The sequence below is a fragment of the Flavobacterium tagetis genome (assembly GCF_016735615.1).
GTDB lineage: Bacteria > Bacteroidota > Bacteroidia > Flavobacteriales > Flavobacteriaceae > Flavobacterium > Flavobacterium tagetis.
Genome location: NZ_JAERSF010000005.1, coordinates 20,484 through 40,584, shown reverse-complemented (window position 1 = coordinate 40,584; position 20,101 = coordinate 20,484). Strand labels below are relative to the sequence as shown.

Here is a 20,101-nt window from a genome sequence, read left to right as displayed (position 1 = left end):
TTTTGGTGTTAGTTAATCCTTGCAAGTAAAAATATAATATTTGGATTAATTTGGATAATGGAATTGCTATTTAAAAAGTTTACTATTAACTGTTAATCCAATTCTCTAAAATCCTTTTTCCGTTTGGTGTTAAAACACTTTCTGGGTGAAACTGAACGCCTCTTACATCATAATTTTTGTGACGTAAAGACATAATTTGTCCGTTTTCATCAACAGAAGTCGCTTCTAAATCTTCGGGTAAATTGCTGTCAACAACCCAAGAGTGGTATCTTCCTACTTCAAATTCGTTTCCTAATCCTTCAAATAAAATTTCGTCGTCTACTAAAGTTTTTACGTTTGTTGCAACGCCGTGATATACTTTGTCAAGGTTTGAAAGCGTTCCGCCAAAAACTTCTCCGATTGCCTGTTGTCCTAAACAAACGCCAAGAATACTTTTTGTTGGACTGTATTTTTCGATTACTGCTTTTAATAAACCAGCTTCATCAGGAATTCCAGGCCCTGGAGAAAGTAATATTTTCTCGAAAGATGCAATTTCATCAATATCAAATTCATCGTTTCTGTAAACAGTAACTTCGCAGTTTAAATCTTCTAAATAGTGCACTAAATTGTAAGTGAAACTATCGTAATTGTCTATAACTAAAATCTTTTTCATTGTGTTGTGTTTTTTGTTTCAGTTTTGTTTCAGGTTTCAAGTTGGTTGGAACGTGAAACTTGAAACTTTAAACCTGAAACCAAATTTTCTTATTTTTCTCGAACGTATTTTTCTACGATAACACGATCTACCCCTAATTTTTCTACTTTTTCTACTCCTTTTTGAATTAGAGTGTCGTTTTGAACTTTCACCACAAATTCAAATTTGTTGTCTTCCCAATCGCGGTTGTTGAAAAACTCTAAATGTTCTGTATAAATACTGTCTTTTAAAGTATATTTTCCGCCTCCGCCAAAGAATAATGCTGCTGTTGTATCTTTTCCGTGTTTTAAATCATGATTAAAAAAAGCAAAATGTGTATCGTTGATAATCTTAATCATTTTTGTTTTTGAATTGAAAGTTGAAAAAGTTGAATCTTTCTCAGTTGTTTCAGCTGATATAAGACGCCAAGTTCCCTCAATCGGATTTTGTTTTTTTTCTGAATTGCAAGAAGTCAGTGTAACGATTAAAACTAAAATTGATACTGCTTTTTTCATAGTTTGTGGTTTTTATGGTTTGTTTTTTAATTGTTTAAGGTTTTAAGTTTCACGTTTCAATAAACTTGAAACTAAATTTGTTCTGCCATTTCTAAGGCTGTGTTTAATGCTCTTAATTTATTGTAAACTTCCTGCATTTCGCTTTCTTCATCAGAACTTGCTACAATTCCTGCTCCTGCTTGACAGTGCAATTGATGATTTTTAGAAAGGAAAGTTCGAATCATAATGGCGTGATTAAAATTTCCATCAAAGTCCATAACACCGATTGCACCTCCGTAGAAGTTACGATTTGTTTTTTCGCATTCTTCAATTAATTGCATCGCTCTGTGTTTTGGTGCACCGCTTAAAGTTCCTGCTGGAAATGTATCCGCTACAACTTGCATTGTAGTTGCTTTATCGTGTAAATGCCCTGTCACTTTAGAAACTAAGTGAATTACGTGAGAGAAAAACTGAACTTCTCTATATTTTTCTACATTTACATCGTGACCGTTTCGGCTCAAATCATTTCTTGCCAAGTCAACCAACATAACGTGTTCGCTGTTCTCTTTTTTATCTTCAGAAAGTTCTTTTGCTAAAAGAGCATCACGTTCATCATTTCCTGTTCTTTTGAAAGTTCCAGCAATTGGGTGAATTTCAGCTTTTCTGTTTTTTACGATAATTTGAGCTTCTGGAGAAGAACCAAATATTTTGAAATCGCCATAATCAAAAAAGAATAAATATGGAGAAGGGTTGATGCTTCTTAAAGCTCGGTAGACATTAAATTCGTCGCCTTTAAAACCTTGAGTAAATCGGCGAGAAAGAACCAATTGAAAAACATCTCCGCGGTAGCAGTGTTTTTTTGCTAAAGCCACATTTGCTTTAAATTCTTCATCAGTTAAGTTAGAGAAACCTTCTCCTTCTTTAGAAAATTTATAAGAGGCAATGTTTCTAGATTGAAGTAATTGCTCGATTTCAGCAATATTATTTTTATTATCTACACTATGGCAGAAAATGTAAGCTTCATTTTTGAAGTGATTGATTGCAATAATATTTTGATAAACAGCATAAAAAACATCAGGAATTGAAGTGGCATTGTCTTTTTTTGCAATTGAAACTTTCTCAAAATAGCGAACTGAATCGTAAGAGATATATCCGAATAAGCCATTATTAATGAATTTAAAATCGTTTTTCTCTGATTGAAACTGACTTGAAAATTCCTGAATTACCTGAGGAATATTTGTTGAAGCATCGATTACAGTTTTCTCAGAAGTTCCGTCAGGAAAAGTTTTAGAGATAACTTCATTTTCGATTTTTATAGTAGCAATCGGATTGCAGCAGATGTAAGAGAAACTATTATCATTTCCATGATAATCACTACTTTCCAATAATAAGCTGTTTGGAAATTTATCTCTGATTTTGAAATAAATGCTTACTGGTGTAACCGTATCTGCGAGAATTTGTTTGTAATGTGTATTAAGAATAAAAGGTTTCAAAATATATAGTTTTTATGTGTTGTTAATTTATATTTCGGTTTTGATCAAAAAAAAGGGCTTGTCGTGATGACAAGCCCTTTATATTTTTATATTTCTTACAATACCATAGGAAGCTTCGTTCACGACGTCTGACGTAAATTGCTCCACCACCAAGTATTGTTTAAAATTGTTCTCATTTCTTTATTTTGATGTGACAAAGATATAAATGTAATTTTAATTAGAGTATATAAAATTTGAAAAAAAACTTTTCGAATTTGTAAAATTTGTTAAATTTTGATTCCGAATGCTTCTATAACTCCTTAGTTTCCACTTGCTATCGTATTGTTTACGTTTAATCTAAAATCTGGATTCCCTTTGATATTTGGTAGTGCAAATAACTCGTTAAGTTTCATTTTTGTATATTCTATTCCGTAAGCTGGGTTTCCATAATAGCTTTTTATGCCCGGAATATTGCTTCCAGATTCGCTTTCAATTTCACCTTGGCAATTATTTGCCACAACGTTTTTAAAAGTGATTTTTGATAGATTGGCTTCACCGTTTCCGATATTTCCTTCCAATAAAATAAAAGGAGCAAACCCAGAAACGACACTATTAGTTAAATTGAAAAAGGTATTTTCTTTAATGTAAGCAGATTCTCTAACCAAACCTTGATTGTTTTCTTCTAAGTTAACCAATGTGATGTTGCTTGCATTAATTTTGGTCATCTTTTTGGTCATGTCTGTAGAAGCAATTTTTTCGTAAGAGTCAACCTCAAAACATCTAGAACCCGAAATGTCTGAAGAAAACGGGTGGCGAATTGCAATACTGTTTGAGATATTAATTTGAGCACCTTGCGTAAAATCAAAATCATCATCAGTTGTTCTGTACGAAACTAAATTGCTTAGATTCAAATCTCCGCCATAACACTCAAAAGAATCATCATTTGAATAACTGATTTGAACATGGCTGATAGTTGTTTTTCTTCCAACACCAGCAAGAGAAAGACCGTTTAATTCTTTAGAAGCACTTAATTTTCTTCCAGCATATTCTATTCTCACATATTTCATAATTCCAGAATTATCTTCAGGATCTTGACCTCCGTAATGATTTAAAGTTGGATCTAAATCGAAAGGCAAAGTGTGAATTCCTCCTAAAGAATTTATAGGAGCTTTTCCTAGAACTATAATTCCACCCCAGTCACCTGGTTTTCTGTTATTTATTTCGTTTTCAGAAGTGAAGATAATCGGGTCAGTTTCAAGACCTTCTGCCATAATTTTTGCGCCATTAGTGATGACAAGAGTTCCGCAAGTTTTATCATCACCACGGATAACGGTTCCAGGTTCGATAGTTAAAGTAGCATTATTAGTAACATACACAACGCCAACTAAATGGTAGATGTTGCGTTTCGTTAATCTTGTGTCTTTATCTATTGTTCCAGCAATTATGTTTGTTGCTTCCCCATAGTCATTGCCAGCAGGTTTAAAACTCGTCCAGTTGGTCATCCAGTTCGAAGTGCCAATAATTCCTTTTGGCTGTTGCTGAGCCTGTGCGAAAAAGCTGATAATGAAGGTTATGCATGCAATATGTAATTTTGTTTTCATAACTATGATTTTAATTTCTAGTTTTTGATTTTTTTAATTGTCCCAAAAATAGAAGCCGTATGTTAATCAAAGTCCTGATAGTTATTACGAAAGAGTTACTATATTATTAAGAATGTTAAGTTTATGAAAAGCTAATAAAAGAAAACCCCCAACAGCAAAACTGTTGGGGGTTTATTGTATTTCTGAATTAGTAAGCTTGAAATATTAGAATTTTAATGCTACAGCCAATTCAAATTCGTCGTTGATAGTTTTGTCTCCTAAACCTTCGAAGAAGCTACCTGAACCGTATTTAATATCGTATTTAGTTCTGTCAACTTTGAAAGCAGTTGTAGCAGTGTTTCCTTTTACAGTAATATCAAAAGTTACTGGTTTAGTGATTCCTTTAATAGTTAAATCTGCAGTTACAGTGTAAACGTCAGTAGATTTAGCTCCGATAGTTTTGAAAACTAATTTTGAAGTAGGGAATTTTTCAGTTCCAAAGAAATCGTCAGCTTTTAAGTGACCGTTTAATTTACCTTGGTATTCTCCAGTTAAATCTGTAGAAGTTAATGAAGTCATATCTACAGTGAAGCTACCACCAACTAATTTTTTTCCTTTGAAAACTACAGCTCCTTCTTTGAAGTTTACAGTTCCAGAGTGTTCTCCAGTTACTTTTTTACCTACCCATTTAATAGTAGATGCTTTTACGTCGATTTTTTTAGTTTGAGCGTTTACTGAGATTCCAGCTGCTGCTACGAATAATGCTATTGCAATAGTTTTTAAATTTTTCATGTTTTTAAAATTAAATTTGAATTTGATTAATAAATAATTATAGTGTGATAAATAATTCCTCGTGTGATTTTCTAACTTTTTTCTGGTGCTGAGATTTGTCGTCATCGTGTCTGTAACCTACAGTTGCAATAACTGAAGCGTTTAGACCTAATTTGTCGAAACCTAAGATTTCATTAAATTGAGCTGCGTTAAAACCTTCCATAGGAGTAGCATCAATTTTTAAATCAGCAGCTGCATTTAACAAGTTTCCTAAAGCTAAATACGTTTGTTTTGCAGTCCAGATATGTTTTGCATCTTCAGATAAATTTGCAATTACATTTTTCATCATGTCGCTGAATCCGCCTAAAGCTTCTGTTGGAACGCCTCTTACTTCGCTGATATTGCTGATATATTTGTCAACCGAACCTGCATCAAGGCTTAAGTCGTTTGCAAAAATGAACAGGTGAGAAGCATCTGTAATTTGAGTTTGTCCCCAAGCAGCACCTTTTAATTTTTCTCTTAATTCTGGATTTTCAACAATAACTACTTTATAAGGTTGTAATCCGTATGAAGAAGCGCTTAATCTAACCGCTTCTTTTAATGTATTTAAATCAGCATTTGATATCTTTTTTGAAGCATCAAATTGTTTGGTTGCGTATCTCCAATTTTGATTATCTAAGAAATTGCTCATAGTTTATATTATTTTTATTTGTTGGTTCTATATTTTTCTAATAATTGGTTCAGGAAAACTAGTTCTTCTGGTTTTAGATTGTTTGCAAACGTTTGTTCGTGTTCGTCAACTTTCGGATCTAATTCTTTTAAAACATCCAATCCTTTTTGCGTAATCGAAACTTCAATTTTTCTTCGATTATCAGGACAAACATTTCGAGTTACAAAATCCTTCAATAATAATTTGTCTACCAAACGTGTTGTATTGCTTGTTTTAGCAAGCATTCGTTCTTGTATCACGCACATATTAGCAGGCTTTCCTTTTTGTCCTCTTAATATACGTAACACATTATACTGTTCTCCAGATAAATCATACGGTTTGATCAACTCGTTGAAATGATCCTGAATCACATTTTGCGTGTACATGATATTCAGAATAACTTTTTTCGCATTATCCATCTTAACCGTACTCTTAATAACCTCTTCAATTGTCATAGTCGTAAGTGTATAATTTGTATATACAAATGTATAACTTTTAATATTTGTATATACAAGTGTTGTGTTAATTTTTTGTTAATTCATGTAAAAGCTTTACCTAAAAGAACAAAATAGATGGTTTTTAGAGGATAAAATTAAAGTAAATTTTTATTATAATTAACTGATATTGTTATGTTTAGCTATTTTTTAAAGTCGAAAGTTAATTTTAATGGTAAAAAAAATATCAATCACTTTTTTGTAAGATTGTTTTAAGCTGAAAGATCCTCAAAATCAGCTGAATTTGCGATTTGTTGGAACTCAGATAATAGAAAACCTTTAGCAATTTGCTTAAAATTGGCGATTTCTGTGTTTATCCATGCTTCATTATGTCCAAGTTCTTTAGCAATTGTTCTTGCCGTTTTTTCTGAAACTTCTATTGCAGCTCTGGCATCTAAAAATAACAAACGAACACGTCTGGCTAGAATATCATCGACTGTTCTTGCCATTTCGTATCGAATAGCCCAAACGACTTCTGCCATTGTAAATTCATAATTAGGATGCAGTCTTTCTTGTAACTCAGGTTCTCTTTCTTGTAATTCAATTATTTTCGGAATATCAGAGCCATATATATATAAGTGATTTTCTCTGTCAAAAGAAGTAGTAGGTGTGTTTCCATGAATGGAAAGATGTTCTGTACCGCATTCTTTTTTAGGAAGCTTTCCTTTTAATATAGCTTTGTCGATTATTTCTTCGGCCATTTTTCGGTACGTTGTCCATTTTCCGCCAGTAATTGTAATTAATCCGGTTTCTGAAACAATAATTTTATGGCTTCTAGAAACTTCTTTGGTGCTTTTGCCTTCTTCTTTTGGGGCTGCTAATGGGCGTAATCCTGCAAAAACAGAAAGCACATCGGCTCTTGTTGGTTTTTTGGTTAAGAAGCGTTGAGCGGTTTCCAATACAAATTGGATTTCACTCTCCAAAGCAATTGGTTCTAAGCTTTGTTTCTTGATTAAAGTATCGGTTGTGCCAACCACCACGCGATTATGCCACGGAACTGCAAATAAAACTCTTCCGTCTTTTGTTTTCGGAATCATTAAAGCATTTTCGCCAGGAAGAAAAGATTTATCAAAAACCAAATGAATTCCCTGACTAGGAACAATGTATTTTTTATAAACGTTATCATTTAATTTCATGATCGCGTTTGTAAAAACTCCTGTCGCATTAATTATGGCAGAACCTTTTATATCATATTTAATTCCGCTTTCTTGATCTTGAACTTGAATACCAATAAGTTGATTTTTATCGTCTTTTAATAAATTGACAACTTTTGTATAATTTAAAATACAAGCTCCATTTTCGACAGCTGTTTGAGCAAGGTTAATTGCTAAACGAGAATCATCAAATTGTCCATCGTGATAAATAACGCCATTTACCAAACCATTTTCTTCTACATTTGGAAGCAGTTCGATAGTTTTCTTTTTTGAAAGATATTTAGAACTTCCTAAACTCAAACAACCAGACAATAGATCGTAAATTTTTAATCCGATTGTATAAAAATAACCGCTAAACCAATGATAATTTGGTATGACAAACGATTGGTTTTTGACTAAATGATTTGCATTTTGTGCCAATAAACCTCTCTCTTTTAATGCTTCTCTTACCAAATGGACATCCCCCTGCGCCAAATAGCGCACACCACCATGAACCAGTTTAGTGCTTCGGCTTGAAGTTCCTTTTGCAAAATCTACAGCTTCAAATAAAACGGTTTTATAACCACGACTTGCTGCATCAACTGCCGTTCCGAGACCACTTGCACCTCCGCCAATAATTATTACGTCCCATTTTTCGGTATTTTGTAGTTTTGGTAACTGCTCTGAACGATTCATGTTTATTGATTTATTTTTGGGAAATGTTGTTTAAAGCAAACTTAACGAAATGAAATTAAAAATTGATGAAGAAAAAGTTTCAGGTTTCAAGTTTCAGGTTTTTGGTAGGCAACTTTAAACCTGAAACTTGAAATAAAAATAAACCCGACAGTTTTTTAAAATCTGTCGGGTTATCAATTTTATGGATTGTGTATTTATACCAATCGTTTTTCAAATGCTTTTCTTGCAGAGCCTCTAAAATAGACTTCTCCGCAATACGTATATTTTAATCGGTCTAAAATTTTTAACATCGGAGTATTATCGAAGTTTGTGTCTACTTTTATACTATAAATATTATTTTCGACAGACAAACCTTCAATGCTTTCAAATAGCTTGGTTGCAACTCCTTTCCCCTTTGCTAATTTCGAAACCGCTACACGATGCACGACAGTATAATCGCCATGAGTAAGCCATTTGCCTTCGATATTTTCGTAAGCAGGCTCTTTGTCAAAAATAATCGCGGCATAAGCCAGAATCGAATCGTCTTCTGTAAAAACGTATCCGTAATCCTTTTCGATATCGCTTTTAATAGAAAGTTCGTTCGGATATCCATCTTGCCATTGTGAGCTTCCGTCTAATCTTCTTTGTTCGATGGCATCTTGCAGGATTTGCCAGATTTGAGGTATTTCTGAAAGATTTGCTTTTCTTAGAGATAGCTTTTCTGTTGTATTCATTTTTTAATGAGGCAATTTATCTTTAATCAAACCATAAACCCAAGTTCCAGCAATTGCACTAACTAAAGTAACTACAATTACAGTTGCGCCAGTGCCAATTTGAGCAAAAAGCGGACCTGGACAAGCTCCAGTAATGGCCCATCCGAAACCGAATAATAATCCGCCGTAGATTTGTCCTTTATTGAAAGTCTTTGGTTGGATTTCTATTTTTTCTCCGTCAAGGGTTTTAATGTTGAATTTTTTAATCAATTGTACCGATATTAATCCAACTGCAACAGCGCATCCAATTACGCCATACATGTGAAATGACTCTAGATTGAACATTTCCTGAATACGAAACCAGCTGATAATTTCAGCTTTTACGAATACAATTCCGAAAAAGATTCCAACGATTAAATATTTAAGGTTTGCTAATGCAGTTTCTTTTTTCTGACTTGCGTTGATTCCTTCGCCGTCTATATTTTTATTTTCTAAACTCATTTTTGAAATTTTAAAGTGAAAGAATATAAGGTAAAATCAAAAGGGCCATTACAAAACCGCCAATCATAAAACAGATTGTAGCTACTAATGAAGGCCATTGTAAGTTTGATAATCCCATAATCGCGTGTCCGCTTGTGCATCCGCCAGCATAACGAGTTCCGAAACCAACTAAAAATCCGCCAACCACAATCATGATAAATCCGCGAAGCGTTAATAAACTTTCCCAAGAAAATAATTGTGCAGGAACCAAACCGCTGTGATCTGTGATTCCGTAAGTCGCTAATTTCTCTGATAATTCAGGAGCAATTTCCACCGGATTTGGATTCGAAAGAAAATGCGCAGCAATAAAACCTCCGAAGAATATTCCAAGAACAAAGAATAAATTCCAGCTTTCTTTTTTCCAGTCGTATTTAAAAAATGAAATATTTGCAGGAATACAAGCCGCACAAATGTGACGAAGTGAAGAACTAATCCCGAAAGATTTATTTCCAATAATTAATAAAATTGGAACAGTTAATCCAATCAGCGGGCCTGCTACGTACCAAGGCCATGGTTCTCTCAAAATTTCTAGTAAATTCATAAATAATTTAAAGATTAAGTATTTTTTTTTCACCATATAAGTTATATAAGAAATTATAAGTTGGAGTTTCTTATATAACTTATAAAAGTTAAGTAAATATAAGAAGTGGGCTTAAAATCACCCCAAACTAAAATGAACTTATATCACTTACATGGTAAAAAATTATGTTCAATGTTTATGCTTTCAAAACCTTGCTTTGGCAGACGAAATCTGATTTTGGAACATTGGTTTTTGAAATCGCTCCAAAACCGCCTTCAACTTCAGAGAAATTTCTGAAACCTCTTGCTTGAAGGATAGAAGCTGCAATCATACTTCTGTAACCACCAGCACAATGCAGATAAAAATGTTCATTTGGATTAATGTCTTTTACCCAGTCATTAATATAAGCCAAAGGTTTGCTGTAAGCGTCATCTATATGTTCTGCTGCGTATTCTGTTTCTTTACGAATATCAACTACTTTATCTTCTCCGAATTTAAATTCGTTAGCAAATTGTTCGGCAGTAATTCTGTTTACAGTATCAACTTCAAAACCTGCATTTTGCCAAGCTTCAAAACCACCTTCTAGATGTCCGATAATCGTGTCAAAACCAACACGGCTTAAACGAGTTACCGTTTCTTCTTCCATGCCCGCGGCAGTAACCAGTATAATTGGCTGTTTTACATCGGCAATTAAAGTTCCGACCCACGGAGCAAAATCACCGTTGATTCCGATATTGATAGACTGCGGAATAAATCCTTTACTGAAATCGGCCGCACTTCTTGTATCTAGAATTAAAGCGCCTGTTTCTTCTGCAACCGCTTCAAAATCTTTTACATTTATAGCTCTCATTCCGTTGTGCAAAACAGTTTCAAAGCTTTCGTATCCACCTTTGTTCATAGCCACGTTCATGCTGAAATAAGCTGGAGGAGGCAATAAACCGTCTGTAACTTCTTTGATAAATTCTTTTTCGGTCATATTAGCACGCAAAGCATAATTGGTGGCTTTTTGATTCCCAATAGTCGAAACGGTTTCTTTGCTCATGTTTTTTCCGCAGGCGCTTCCCGCACCGTGCGCAGGATAAACGATTACATCATCTGCCAAAGTCATGATTTTATCTCTCAACGAATGAAATAAAATTCCAGCCAATTGATCTTGAGTCATTCCCGCTGCTTTTTGAGCTAAATCTGGACGTCCGACATCTCCAATAAATAAAGTGTCTCCAGAGAAAATGGCGTGGTCTTTTCCGTTTTCATCAATTAATAAAAAAGTAGCGCTTTCCATAGTATGGCCTGGAGTATGCAAAACTTTAATAGTAATGTTTCCAATTTTAAATTCCTGTCCGTCTTTTGCAGAAATGCAGTCAAATTCGCAAGCAGCATTTGGTCCGTAAACAATTGGAGCTCCAGTTTCTTTGCTTAAATCAACGTGTCCAGAAACGAAATCGGCATGGAAATGCGTTTCAAAAATATATTTCAGTTTCACTCCGTCGCGTTCTAAACGATCCAAATAAGGTTGGATTTCTCTAAGCGGATCAATAATGGCCGCTTCGCCATTTGAAGTAATATAATATGCACCTTGAGCAAGGCATCCGGTGTAAATTTGTTCTATTTTCATGATTCAATAATAAAAATAATGGAAGACAAAGGTAACTTTGTTTTTTAAAAAAATAGGTGACTAATGTTACAGAAATTAGGTTTTTGTGTAAAAAAATGTACCGTTTGTCATATCCGATTGAGATAAATTAAATTTAAAGTTGAGCAATTACGCTTTAAGCTTTAATTTTGCATATGACGAATGTCATTTCAAAACAAAAAAGAAAATGAAGACACAAGACTTATTGGATCAGATTGCTTTTATAAAAGAAATTGATAAGGTAAAATACATTCAGCGCAAGACAAAATTATTCAACAGTGATAGATGCGAAAATGATGCAGAACACAGCTGGCATCTCGCTTTGATGGCAATTGTTTTGGCAGAACATTCAAATGAACCAATTGATATTTTGAAAGTCGTGAAAATGGTTTTGATACACGATATTGTAGAAATAGATGCTGGTGATGTTTTTATTTATGATACCGTAAAAAGTCATGATAATACAGATGAAGAACGTTTAGCGGCAAATAGAATTTTTGGTTTGCTGCCAGAAAAGCAAGCTGAAGAGTTTATTTCGATTTGGGAAGAATTTGAAGCAGGAGAAACCAACGAAGCCAAATTTGCAAAATCTATGGACAGACTTGAACCATTATTGCAAAACACATCTAACAATGGCGGAACTTGGAAAGAGTTTGGCGTGAAATACGATAAAGTTTATGAAAAGAAAAGCGTTATTAAAAATGGTTCACAATCGATATGGGATTATGCTGAAGGTTTGATTAAAGAAAGTGTTGAAAAAGGAATTTTAGAGAAATAATAGTTTTTGCTTTTAGAAATTATTATACACAATCTTGTTATTTCGTCCGAAGGAAGAAATCTCCGCAAGTAACTCCGCAACGAGAAGCCAATCTTTGCAGAGATTTCTTCCTTCGGTCGAAATGACGAACTGTACGTTAATCGAAAAACAACAAGTGTCATTTCTACCCTTTAAATTGTTGAAAAGTTTAACAAATATCGGGAGATAAACTTTTTTTAAAGGGCGTTAATTCGGGTTCTAATGGTTAAATTTGTGGAACTTCATAAACAAATTACCATTATGGAAGAAATGCTCTTTTATGATCGAATGCAATTTGCCTTCACGATTACTTTTCATTATCTCTTTCCACAACTTACAATGGGTCTTTCGCTCATCATTGTTTACTTCAAGTGGAAATATCTAAAAACTCAAGACGAACAATACAATCACGCCACCCATTTCTGGATGAAGATTTTTGCCCTCAATTTTGCAATGGGCGTTGTGACGGGAATCCCGATGGAGTTTCAGTTTGGAACCAACTGGGCAAAATTCTCCGAATTGACAGGAGGAATCATCGGTCAAACATTGGCAATGGAAGGAATGTTTTCTTTTTTTCTTGAATCTTCTTTTCTTGGATTATTTTTATTCGGAGAAAAACTTCTCGGACATAAATGGCATTTTGTAACTGGATTACTAATTATGATCGGTTCTTGGGCGAGCGGATTTTTAATCATTGCTACACATTCGTGGATGCAGAATCCTGTGGGTTATGAGATTCTGGAAAACGGAAAATTTGTATTGAATAACTTTCAAGCATTATTCTTGAATCCTTGGCTTTGGCCTTCTTATTTACACAATCAAGCCGCTTCGTTGGTGACAAGTTCTTTTGTTGTGGCCGGAATTGGAGCTTTCTATATTTTAAGCAAAAAGAATGTTTCTTTCGGGAAATTGTTCTTGAAAACAGGAGTAATCTTCGGATTGATTTCGAGTATTATTGTGGCGGTTCCGACGGGAGATTTAGCAGCTAAAAATGTGGTGAAATATCAGCCTGTGACTTTTGCTGCAATGGAAGGGATTTTTCATACCGAAAAGAAAGGTTCAGAGATTGTCTTAATCGGACAGCCAGACGTAAAAGATAAAAAACTGGACAATAAAATTGCCGTTCCAAATATTCTGAGTTTCCTGACTTACGGAAATTGGGATCAGGAAATTCAAGGTTTAGATCAGTTTGAAGAAGATTTGCATCCGACCAATATTTCAGGATTGTATTATGCCTACCATATTATGGTTGGGCTCGGAACTGTGTTTATCGGTTTGATGGTAATTTCTCTTTTTCAATTAATAAGAGGGAAACTTTTTGAAACCAAATGGCTTTTATGGTCTTTGATGTTTATGATGCCATTTCCGTACATCGCCAATACAACAGGTTGGTACACGGCAGAATTAGGAAGACAGCCTTGGCTGGTTTATAATTTAATGCGAACAGCGGCTGGAGCTTCACCAACAGTTTCATCAGGAAATACCTTGTTTACTCTTCTTGGTTTTATTGGTTTGTACCTTTTGCTAGGAATGCTGTTTTTGCTTTTAGTTGGAAAAATTATCAATAAAGGACCGCACCATGTGGAACTTTCAACAGAAAAAATATAAGTATGGAATTTTTTTGGTACGTAGTTTTAATGGGAATTCTGGCTGTTTATCTGGTTTTAGACGGTTACGATTTTGGTGCAGGAATTATTCATTTATTTTTTGCTGATACAGAAAAAGATAAAAAGGCAATTACAAATGCAATTGGTCCGTTTTGGGATGCCAATGAAGTTTGGTTAATCGCTGCCGGCGGTGTTTTGTTTTTTGCTTTTCCAACTTTATATGCATCATCTTTCAGCGGATTTTATCTGCCTTTGATTATGATTTTATGGCTTCTGATTTTTCGTGCGATCGGACTTGAAATGCGCGGACAGATTCATAATCATATGTGGGAAGCAATTTGGGATAAAGCTTTCGGAATTGCGAGTTTGCTTTTGGCTCTTTTCTTCGGAATTGCTTTAGGAAATATTGTTCGAGGTGTAAATCTTGGAATGGTTCAAAATGGAGTTTCTACACAAGAAGCGCATTATTTCTTTCTGCCTTTATGGAATCCGACTTTTAGTCCGCAGGCAAATGAATTGGGAATTATCGATTGGTTTACGCTTTTTTTAGGAATTGTGAGTGTTGTCGCTTTGACAATTCACGGCGCAAACTGGATTATTTATAAAACAAATTCTGCTTTAAATCCGAAATTGAAAAATGTGGTTTTTAGGCTGAACTTTATTTTGCTTGTTTTAGTCTTTATTTCTTTGGGAATTTGGCATTTTATCGAGCCAAAGCCATTTCATAATTTCGTTGAAAATCCGATTCTTTGGTTTTTTCCTTTAATGACTTTTGTTGGAATTGCTGGATTATTCAAAGTTCGTTCCTTTAAAAAAGATGGTCACGGATTTCTGTTTTCGACTTTGTTTTTAGTTGGAGGATTTGCTTCTACAGCAGTTTCAATTTTTCCGAATGTTTTGCCTTCAACCAATAAAGTAAATCCGTCATTAACCATTTACAATACTGCCGCTCACGAATACGGATTAAACGCTGGTTTGAGCTGGTTTTTTATAGCTTTGTTTCTGGTGATTATTTATTTTATTATTCAATATCGAGTTTTTAGTGGGAAAATGGATGATATTGGGTATGGGGAACATTGATTTTGTTTGTTTAAATTAATCTAAAAATAATTAAATGAGTTTATTAAAGATTGCTTTTAAGAAATATTTGTTAACGATAATTGGATCATTAATTTTAGTTTTATCATGGTATTTTGAAAAAGTGTTAACAGCAAAACATGAAAATGCAATATCAGATTTTAAAGAAAATAGGTTGCATTATGTGATACAAAGTCAGTCTCATAAGTTTAGTACTTTTGTTTCAGAGGTAACTTCTTATAATTACAAACATGATAAGATTCTGCCTTTACATTCTCTTATCGATGCATATGCTGCAGAGTTAAGAATGATTGGTTATATGAAATATGCAGGTCTAGGATTGGCTACACTTGAAGAAGAAGAACAAAATAATATAAATATTAATTATGATAATTATATTACCTCGATAAATAAATTGCAAGACGAAAATAATTATGAGGAAATTGAAAAGATGTTAATAAAAGAAAGAATTAATTTTTATGAAATGTCTAAAAATGATCAATTTGCTATTAATGGAAAAATAAAAGAAGAGAATAAAGCTATTGATAAAATTCACTTATGGACATTAATATTTTATGCGATTGGAATAGTAGTATTGACGATGGACAAGGTAAAAGATGCAATTTCTGGTAATAAAGAAGACAATGAATTAAAGACACTTTTGAAAAAGATTCATGCCCAAAATGAACAACTCTTGCGAAAGAAAAAATAAATGAATTGCCTCCAGCTTCAGCTGGAGGTTTTTTGTTTGAATTTGAATTGGGCTTTCGCCAAACTTTGCAATTTTGGCTAAAGCCTTTTTGTATATATTTGTTTACCTCCAGCTAAAGCTGGAGGCAATTTAATTTATAGTGAGAAAAATATGTATTTTTACGAATCAAATAATTTTTCAAGAATTTTAAATATCTTTGAATTATGAGCACAACAGCAAAACCAAAACATATAGGAAGAAACATAAGCCGAATTAGAGAGCTTAAAGGAATGAAACAAGAAGCTTTGGCAATTGCAATTGGTCTAAGCCTGCAAACTGTTTCTAATATTGAATCGAGCGAAAAGGTTGATAGTGAAAAGCTGACAGAAATTGCAAAAGCACTTGGTGTAACAGTTGAAGCAATTGAAAATTTTTCAGAAGAATCTGTTTTTAACTTCTTTAATAATTTTTACGATAATAGTGCAAGTAATGGTCAAGGTGCATCTGGACCAATCTTTACTTTTAATCCTCTAGATAAAATGGTTGAACTTTATGAACGTTTGGTTCAGGCTGAAAAAGCTTTAGTTCAAGCAGAAAAAGAAAAAGTAGAATATTTAGAAAAACTGCTAAAAAAATAATAGAAAACAAAAAGATAAAAATCAATTGCCTCCAGTTTTAACTGGAGTTTTTTTGTTTTAATTTGAATTGGGCTTTAGCCAAACTTTCCAGTTTTGGCTAAAGCCCTTTTTATATATACATTTGTTTACCTCCAGCTAAAGCTGGAGGCAATTGATTGAAAATATTAAAGACAAGACGTCATTTTACCTGAGTTTGCGTTAGGGATAGAAGCGGTATCTCCCGATTTAGAAAAACAAGGCTTTTTAGCCGTAGTTTTTGTTAATCGGGAATAAAGCGGATAGCCCGGCCGGAGGCAACGCCCAAAAGAATCTTCTTACTTGAGATTTTTTTTGTAAATAAAGTATAAGATAACTTTTACGAAAGATTTAATTACAACCGATAGTTATATTCTATAATGTTAATTGTAAGAAAAAAAAAGTGTTAATGCTTAATATTGCGTATCTAAGAATTTTTTCCCCCTAAGAATTTTTAGAAATTGATTTTTCACTAGAAGCTTAAATCTATTTTTACCTACTAAATTATTATGCCTTTAACAGTTTTTTCCGACAAGGTTAGATTTCGTTACAAATCTAAGAATTGGCAGTATCAGTTTGATGAAATTAAAGAACTTGGACTGCTTAAAAAAAAGAAGAAATATTTTCTTGAAAACGGTGCTTTTTTGGCCGTAACTGCTGTAGCATATTATTGTATGCTATTTTCCAACTTAATGGACTTGTATTACATTATTCCTGCAATTTTGTGCTATTCGTTTATTTTAGCTATGAGATTCGGGAACAAGGCCGAATTTGCCTATTTTGTTTTTGTAAAAGATATTTACCAGAACAAAATAAGGACTAAAATTGCCGCCAAAGACCGCATATTGGTTGGCAAGCAGATCGATTCTTACTTAGATCTTCAGTTTGAAAGAAGTATAAAAAGAACTGCTTAAAAAAATCAGAGATGTTTATATTCAGTATTTCCCGTTATGATTGCATTTTTCATAATGGCAACTTTGATGTACGGTTATTTTATCATTACACAAAGAAAAAATTAACAAAACGCTGCGACATAAGTCTTTAGTTATGAAGTAGTTTTATAATTTCCCAATAAAAATAATAGTATAGTCGTGCCGTTACATTCTAACGGCTGGCTGTTTTGACTATACATGACCACAAATCAGAAATAATATGGCCACAACAATTAAAAGTAAAATCAAAAATATTAGAGAGTTAAAAAATTATACTCAGGAATACATGGCAGAAAGATTAGGCGTAACCCAAGCAGGTTATAGTAAAATTGAAAAAGGAAAGACTTCTTTGAGTTACGAAAAATTGGTTGAAATAGGAAGAATTTTAGATGTCAGCGTAGAGGATATAATTAGTTTTGACTACGATAAATATTTCAACAGTTTCAATAAAATAACAGGAAACAATAACGGTAGTATTTTAATCAATGCCGATAATTCTTCAGTTTTGAAGGAGCTTTATGAAGATAAAATTCAATTGCTTGAAAAACTGCTTTCGAGAACTGAAATAGAGCTTGAAAGATATAAAGATAAATTTGGAGAAATTTGAAGGTTTTAGTTTCATCTTTGTCAAAGTTTAAAACTTTGACAAAGATTACTCTACAAGTGAAACTAAATAAAGTGTTGAAATTGCTTTTAGAATAAAACTTCTTTGGCAATGATATAAAATCCCATTACGAGCACAAACCATCCAAAAAGAGGTTTTAATTTCGCTCCGTCCATTTTTTTAGAAAGCTGGCTACCAATAAACATTCCGATTAGAGCCATTGCAGAAACGCTTAATAAGAAACTATAGTTTATTGGTGTCCCAATGTATAGATCGCCAGCAAAACCTATCGACGAATTAATAGTGATGATTAATAATGAAGTTCCAACGGCTTGTTTCATGGGCAGATTGGCAAAAAAAAGTAAGGCAGGAATAATTAAGAATCCGCCGCCTGCACCTAGAAATCCGGTTACGATTCCGACCAAAAAACCTATAAAACTCAATTGCGAATAATTAGTGTCTACTGATTTAATTTCGGACTGATTTTTTTTAATCATAGAAATGGCCGCTGTAATCATTAGGATAGAAAAGATGATCATAATTAGAAAATCTTTTGAAACGGTATAAGAAGCGACAGAAAATAAAGTCGATGCAATTTGCGGAAATATCACTTCACGGATTATTAGAATCGAAATAACGGATGGAACAGCAAAATACAAAGCCGATTTTAGTTTTAGATTTCCCATTTTATAATGGCTGTAACTTCCAAATAAAGCGGTTAACCCAACAATAAATAAAGAATAAGAAGTGGCTTGATCGGGACTTACTTTAAATAAATAAACTAAAATAGGAATAGTAAGAATAGAACCTCCGCCGCCAATTAAGCCAAGCGAAATTCCGATTATGATTGAGGCAAAAAATCCTAAATATTCCATTGCATTTGTTTTAATGCAAAGTTGCTTCGGAAATTAGAAACCTACAGTAACATTTATCACAGAAGTAAAAAGAAAATTTAAACACATAGAAACATAGGTTTTTTGCCAAAATTAAAGACTATGGAAGAAACTAGTTTCCATACATAGCGTGTGTTATGAGCAGACTTTTTTATTTTAGTTCTCTCCAATATTTTTCCATCAACGGAATTCTTTCTGTTGCTTTTTTTGCGTTCTTATCGTATATATTCCCAAAAGGGAAAAAAGATTTTTCATCGTATCTAAACCAGCTTTTTTTGCCGTTATCTTCATTTTCTGAATTTGGATATATTCTCTTTCTTTGATTTAGGTGATGAGCAGTTAGCTTTTTAAGTTCTGTAATTTTACCCCAAGAGGAAACATATTCTTTGCCTTTATGATTTGCAAGTTCAATGACAAATCCACCTCCGTCTCTATCAAATTGGAAGGTTATTAAGTTCGTAACATCATTTTCGATTCTTCTAAAATGAGGAAAACTTCCTTTGAAATTTAATTTTCTTAATTCAGGGACGAAAAGTTTATTTAATGAACTTATCATTAGATTTCTTTCTGTACTCATTTTCTTTTAAGCTTGCTCATAACTATGAGAATTTAAACAAGTGAAACGTCTTTTTGGGTTTGCAAGAACTATGTTTCTATGTGTTAAAAATATTCGTGTTAATTCGTGAAATTCGTGTTTAATAATTCAATCTGGTTTCGATTGAGTTTGACCAAACCACGCTGTTCCATTTTTTTTAATAATCTTGAAACAACTTCACGTGAAGTATTTAATTCGGTTGCGATTTCCTGATGTGATAAATTCACTTCAGAACAGCCACAGGCATCAGAATGACGTTTTAAGTAAAACTCTAGTCTTTCATCCATAGAACGGAAAGCGATATTATCGACTACTTCGAGAACTTCTTCAAAACGGCTTCGGTAGGTTTCAATTACAAATTCGTACCAGCTTCTATGTTCCATCATCCATTTGTCCATCAATTGCAACGGAATCATCATCACGGTTACATCTTCGACTACTTTTGCCATAATCTGGCTTTTTTCGCTTTTTGCTGTACAAATCATTGATATCGCACAAGCTTGTCCAGGCTGTAAATAATACATTAAAAACTCTCCGCCGTCTTCACCTTCGCGATAGATTTTGATTTTACCTTTAGTTATTAAAACTGTATTTTTAATATACTGACCAGTACGCATTAAAATGGTTCCGGCTTCAAAATCTTGAAGGCTTCCGTTTTCTTCAATTGTAGCAATAAGTTCATTGGAGAAATTAGGAAATATGGTTTTTAATGAATGTAGCATCGTTTTAATGATTTTGTCACATCGAGCGGAGTCGAGATGTCTTAGGTTCTCGACTACGCTCGAACTGACAGAGGTCTCTATTTGATGTCTTGGTTTTTATCAAAAAGATATTAAATAATATGATTTT

Annotated in this window: 22 protein-coding genes; 7 read left to right on the top strand and 15 right to left on the bottom strand. The window is 33.4% G+C overall.

From position 1 onward, the window contains the following. Positions 1–85 precede the first annotated feature (85 nt). From JI750_RS20100 to JI750_RS20045, 12 genes are all read right to left on the bottom strand, one after another. Positions 86–652 carry an anthranilate synthase component II gene (locus JI750_RS20100; protein WP_202006218.1) on the bottom strand — a complete coding sequence of 189 codons (567 nt, stop codon included), beginning with the start codon at positions 650–652 and terminating at the stop codon, positions 86–88. Between the two features lie 89 nt (positions 653–741). Then, positions 742–1,185, bottom strand: coding sequence for a hypothetical protein (locus tag JI750_RS20095; protein ID WP_202006217.1), 444 nt, complete (start codon positions 1,183–1,185; stop codon positions 742–744). A 71-nt stretch (positions 1,186–1,256) separates the two neighbouring features. Further along, on the bottom strand, positions 1,257–2,657 hold the full coding sequence (locus tag JI750_RS20090; RefSeq protein ID WP_202006216.1) for an anthranilate synthase component I family protein: 1,401 nt from the start codon (positions 2,655–2,657) through the stop codon (positions 1,257–1,259). 299 nt (positions 2,658–2,956) lie between these two features. Beyond that, positions 2,957–4,237, bottom strand: coding sequence for a beta-helix domain-containing protein (locus JI750_RS20085; RefSeq protein ID WP_202006215.1), 1,281 nt, complete (start codon positions 4,235–4,237; stop codon positions 2,957–2,959). A gap of 204 nt (positions 4,238–4,441) precedes the next feature. Next, positions 4,442–5,008, bottom strand: a complete 567-nt coding sequence (locus tag JI750_RS20080) for a YceI family protein (protein ID WP_202006214.1) — start codon at positions 5,006–5,008, stop codon at positions 4,442–4,444. Between the two features lie 37 nt (positions 5,009–5,045). Beyond that, positions 5,046–5,678: an NAD(P)H-dependent oxidoreductase gene (locus tag JI750_RS20075; RefSeq protein WP_202006213.1), complete on the bottom strand. Its 633-nt coding sequence runs from the start codon at positions 5,676–5,678 to the stop codon at positions 5,046–5,048. A 14-nt stretch (positions 5,679–5,692) separates the two neighbouring features. Continuing rightward, entirely contained in the window at positions 5,693–6,151 is a 459-nt protein-coding gene (locus JI750_RS20070; RefSeq protein ID WP_198856630.1) for a MarR family winged helix-turn-helix transcriptional regulator, read from the bottom strand. Positions 6,152–6,402: 251 nt separating this feature from the next. Next, on the bottom strand, positions 6,403–8,019 hold the full coding sequence (locus JI750_RS20065; RefSeq protein WP_202006212.1) for a glycerol-3-phosphate dehydrogenase/oxidase: 1,617 nt from the start codon (positions 8,017–8,019) through the stop codon (positions 6,403–6,405). Between the two features lie 194 nt (positions 8,020–8,213). Next, a complete protein-coding gene (locus tag JI750_RS20060) occupies positions 8,214–8,732 on the bottom strand; it encodes a GNAT family N-acetyltransferase (RefSeq protein WP_202006211.1) in 519 nt (172 codons plus the stop codon). 3 nt (positions 8,733–8,735) lie between these two features. After that, positions 8,736–9,212: a DUF6691 family protein gene (locus JI750_RS20055; RefSeq protein ID WP_111363391.1), complete on the bottom strand. Its 477-nt coding sequence runs from the start codon at positions 9,210–9,212 to the stop codon at positions 8,736–8,738. A gap of 10 nt (positions 9,213–9,222) precedes the next feature. After that, positions 9,223–9,792: a YeeE/YedE family protein gene (locus tag JI750_RS20050; protein ID WP_202006210.1), complete on the bottom strand. Its 570-nt coding sequence runs from the start codon at positions 9,790–9,792 to the stop codon at positions 9,223–9,225. Between the two features lie 175 nt (positions 9,793–9,967). Beyond that, positions 9,968–11,386, bottom strand: coding sequence for an MBL fold metallo-hydrolase (locus JI750_RS20045; protein WP_202006209.1), 1,419 nt, complete (start codon positions 11,384–11,386; stop codon positions 9,968–9,970). 205 nt (positions 11,387–11,591) lie between these two features. Here JI750_RS20045 and JI750_RS20040 point away from each other — a divergent pair, with 205 nt between their 5' ends. The 7 genes from JI750_RS20040 (at position 11,592) to JI750_RS20010 (ending at position 17,767) form a co-directional block, all read left to right on the top strand. Continuing rightward, positions 11,592–12,182, top strand: a complete 591-nt coding sequence (locus JI750_RS20040; protein WP_202006208.1) for an HD domain-containing protein — start codon at positions 11,592–11,594, stop codon at positions 12,180–12,182. A 279-nt stretch (positions 12,183–12,461) separates the two neighbouring features. Beyond that, positions 12,462–13,808, top strand: coding sequence for a cytochrome ubiquinol oxidase subunit I (locus tag JI750_RS20035; protein WP_202006383.1), 1,347 nt, complete (start codon positions 12,462–12,464; stop codon positions 13,806–13,808). 2 nt (positions 13,809–13,810) lie between these two features. Continuing rightward, positions 13,811–14,887 (top strand): cytochrome d ubiquinol oxidase subunit II, encoded by a 1,077-nt coding sequence (cydB, locus tag JI750_RS20030; protein ID WP_202006207.1) that lies wholly within the window; start codon positions 13,811–13,813, stop codon positions 14,885–14,887. Between the two features lie 34 nt (positions 14,888–14,921). Then, the gene (locus tag JI750_RS20025; protein ID WP_202006206.1) at positions 14,922–15,596 is read left to right on the top strand and encodes a hypothetical protein; all 675 of its coding nucleotides are present in this window, start codon (positions 14,922–14,924) and stop codon (positions 15,594–15,596) included. A 203-nt stretch (positions 15,597–15,799) separates the two neighbouring features. Further along, positions 15,800–16,213, top strand: a complete 414-nt coding sequence (locus JI750_RS20020; protein WP_202006205.1) for a helix-turn-helix domain-containing protein — start codon at positions 15,800–15,802, stop codon at positions 16,211–16,213. Positions 16,214–16,737: 524 nt separating this feature from the next. Then, on the top strand, positions 16,738–17,142 hold the full coding sequence (locus JI750_RS20015; RefSeq protein ID WP_202006204.1) for a hypothetical protein: 405 nt from the start codon (positions 16,738–16,740) through the stop codon (positions 17,140–17,142). Positions 17,143–17,380: 238 nt separating this feature from the next. Continuing rightward, complete coding sequence (locus tag JI750_RS20010) at positions 17,381–17,767, top strand: helix-turn-helix transcriptional regulator (protein ID WP_202006203.1); 387 nt, start codon at positions 17,381–17,383, stop codon at positions 17,765–17,767. Between the two features lie 86 nt (positions 17,768–17,853). Here the strand turns inward: JI750_RS20010 and JI750_RS20005 are convergent, their stop codons facing one another. The 3 genes from JI750_RS20005 to JI750_RS19995 all read right to left on the bottom strand — a co-directional run bounded on the left by JI750_RS20005 (position 17,854) and on the right by JI750_RS19995 (position 19,974). Beyond that, entirely contained in the window at positions 17,854–18,639 is a 786-nt protein-coding gene (locus JI750_RS20005) for a sulfite exporter TauE/SafE family protein (RefSeq protein WP_202006202.1), read from the bottom strand. A 169-nt stretch (positions 18,640–18,808) separates the two neighbouring features. Next, positions 18,809–19,234: a DUF4304 domain-containing protein gene (locus JI750_RS20000; protein WP_202006201.1), complete on the bottom strand. Its 426-nt coding sequence runs from the start codon at positions 19,232–19,234 to the stop codon at positions 18,809–18,811. 98 nt (positions 19,235–19,332) lie between these two features. Then, positions 19,333–19,974 carry a Crp/Fnr family transcriptional regulator gene (locus tag JI750_RS19995; RefSeq protein WP_202006200.1) on the bottom strand — a complete coding sequence of 214 codons (642 nt, stop codon included), beginning with the start codon at positions 19,972–19,974 and terminating at the stop codon, positions 19,333–19,335. Between the last annotated feature and the right edge of the window lie 127 nt (positions 19,975–20,101).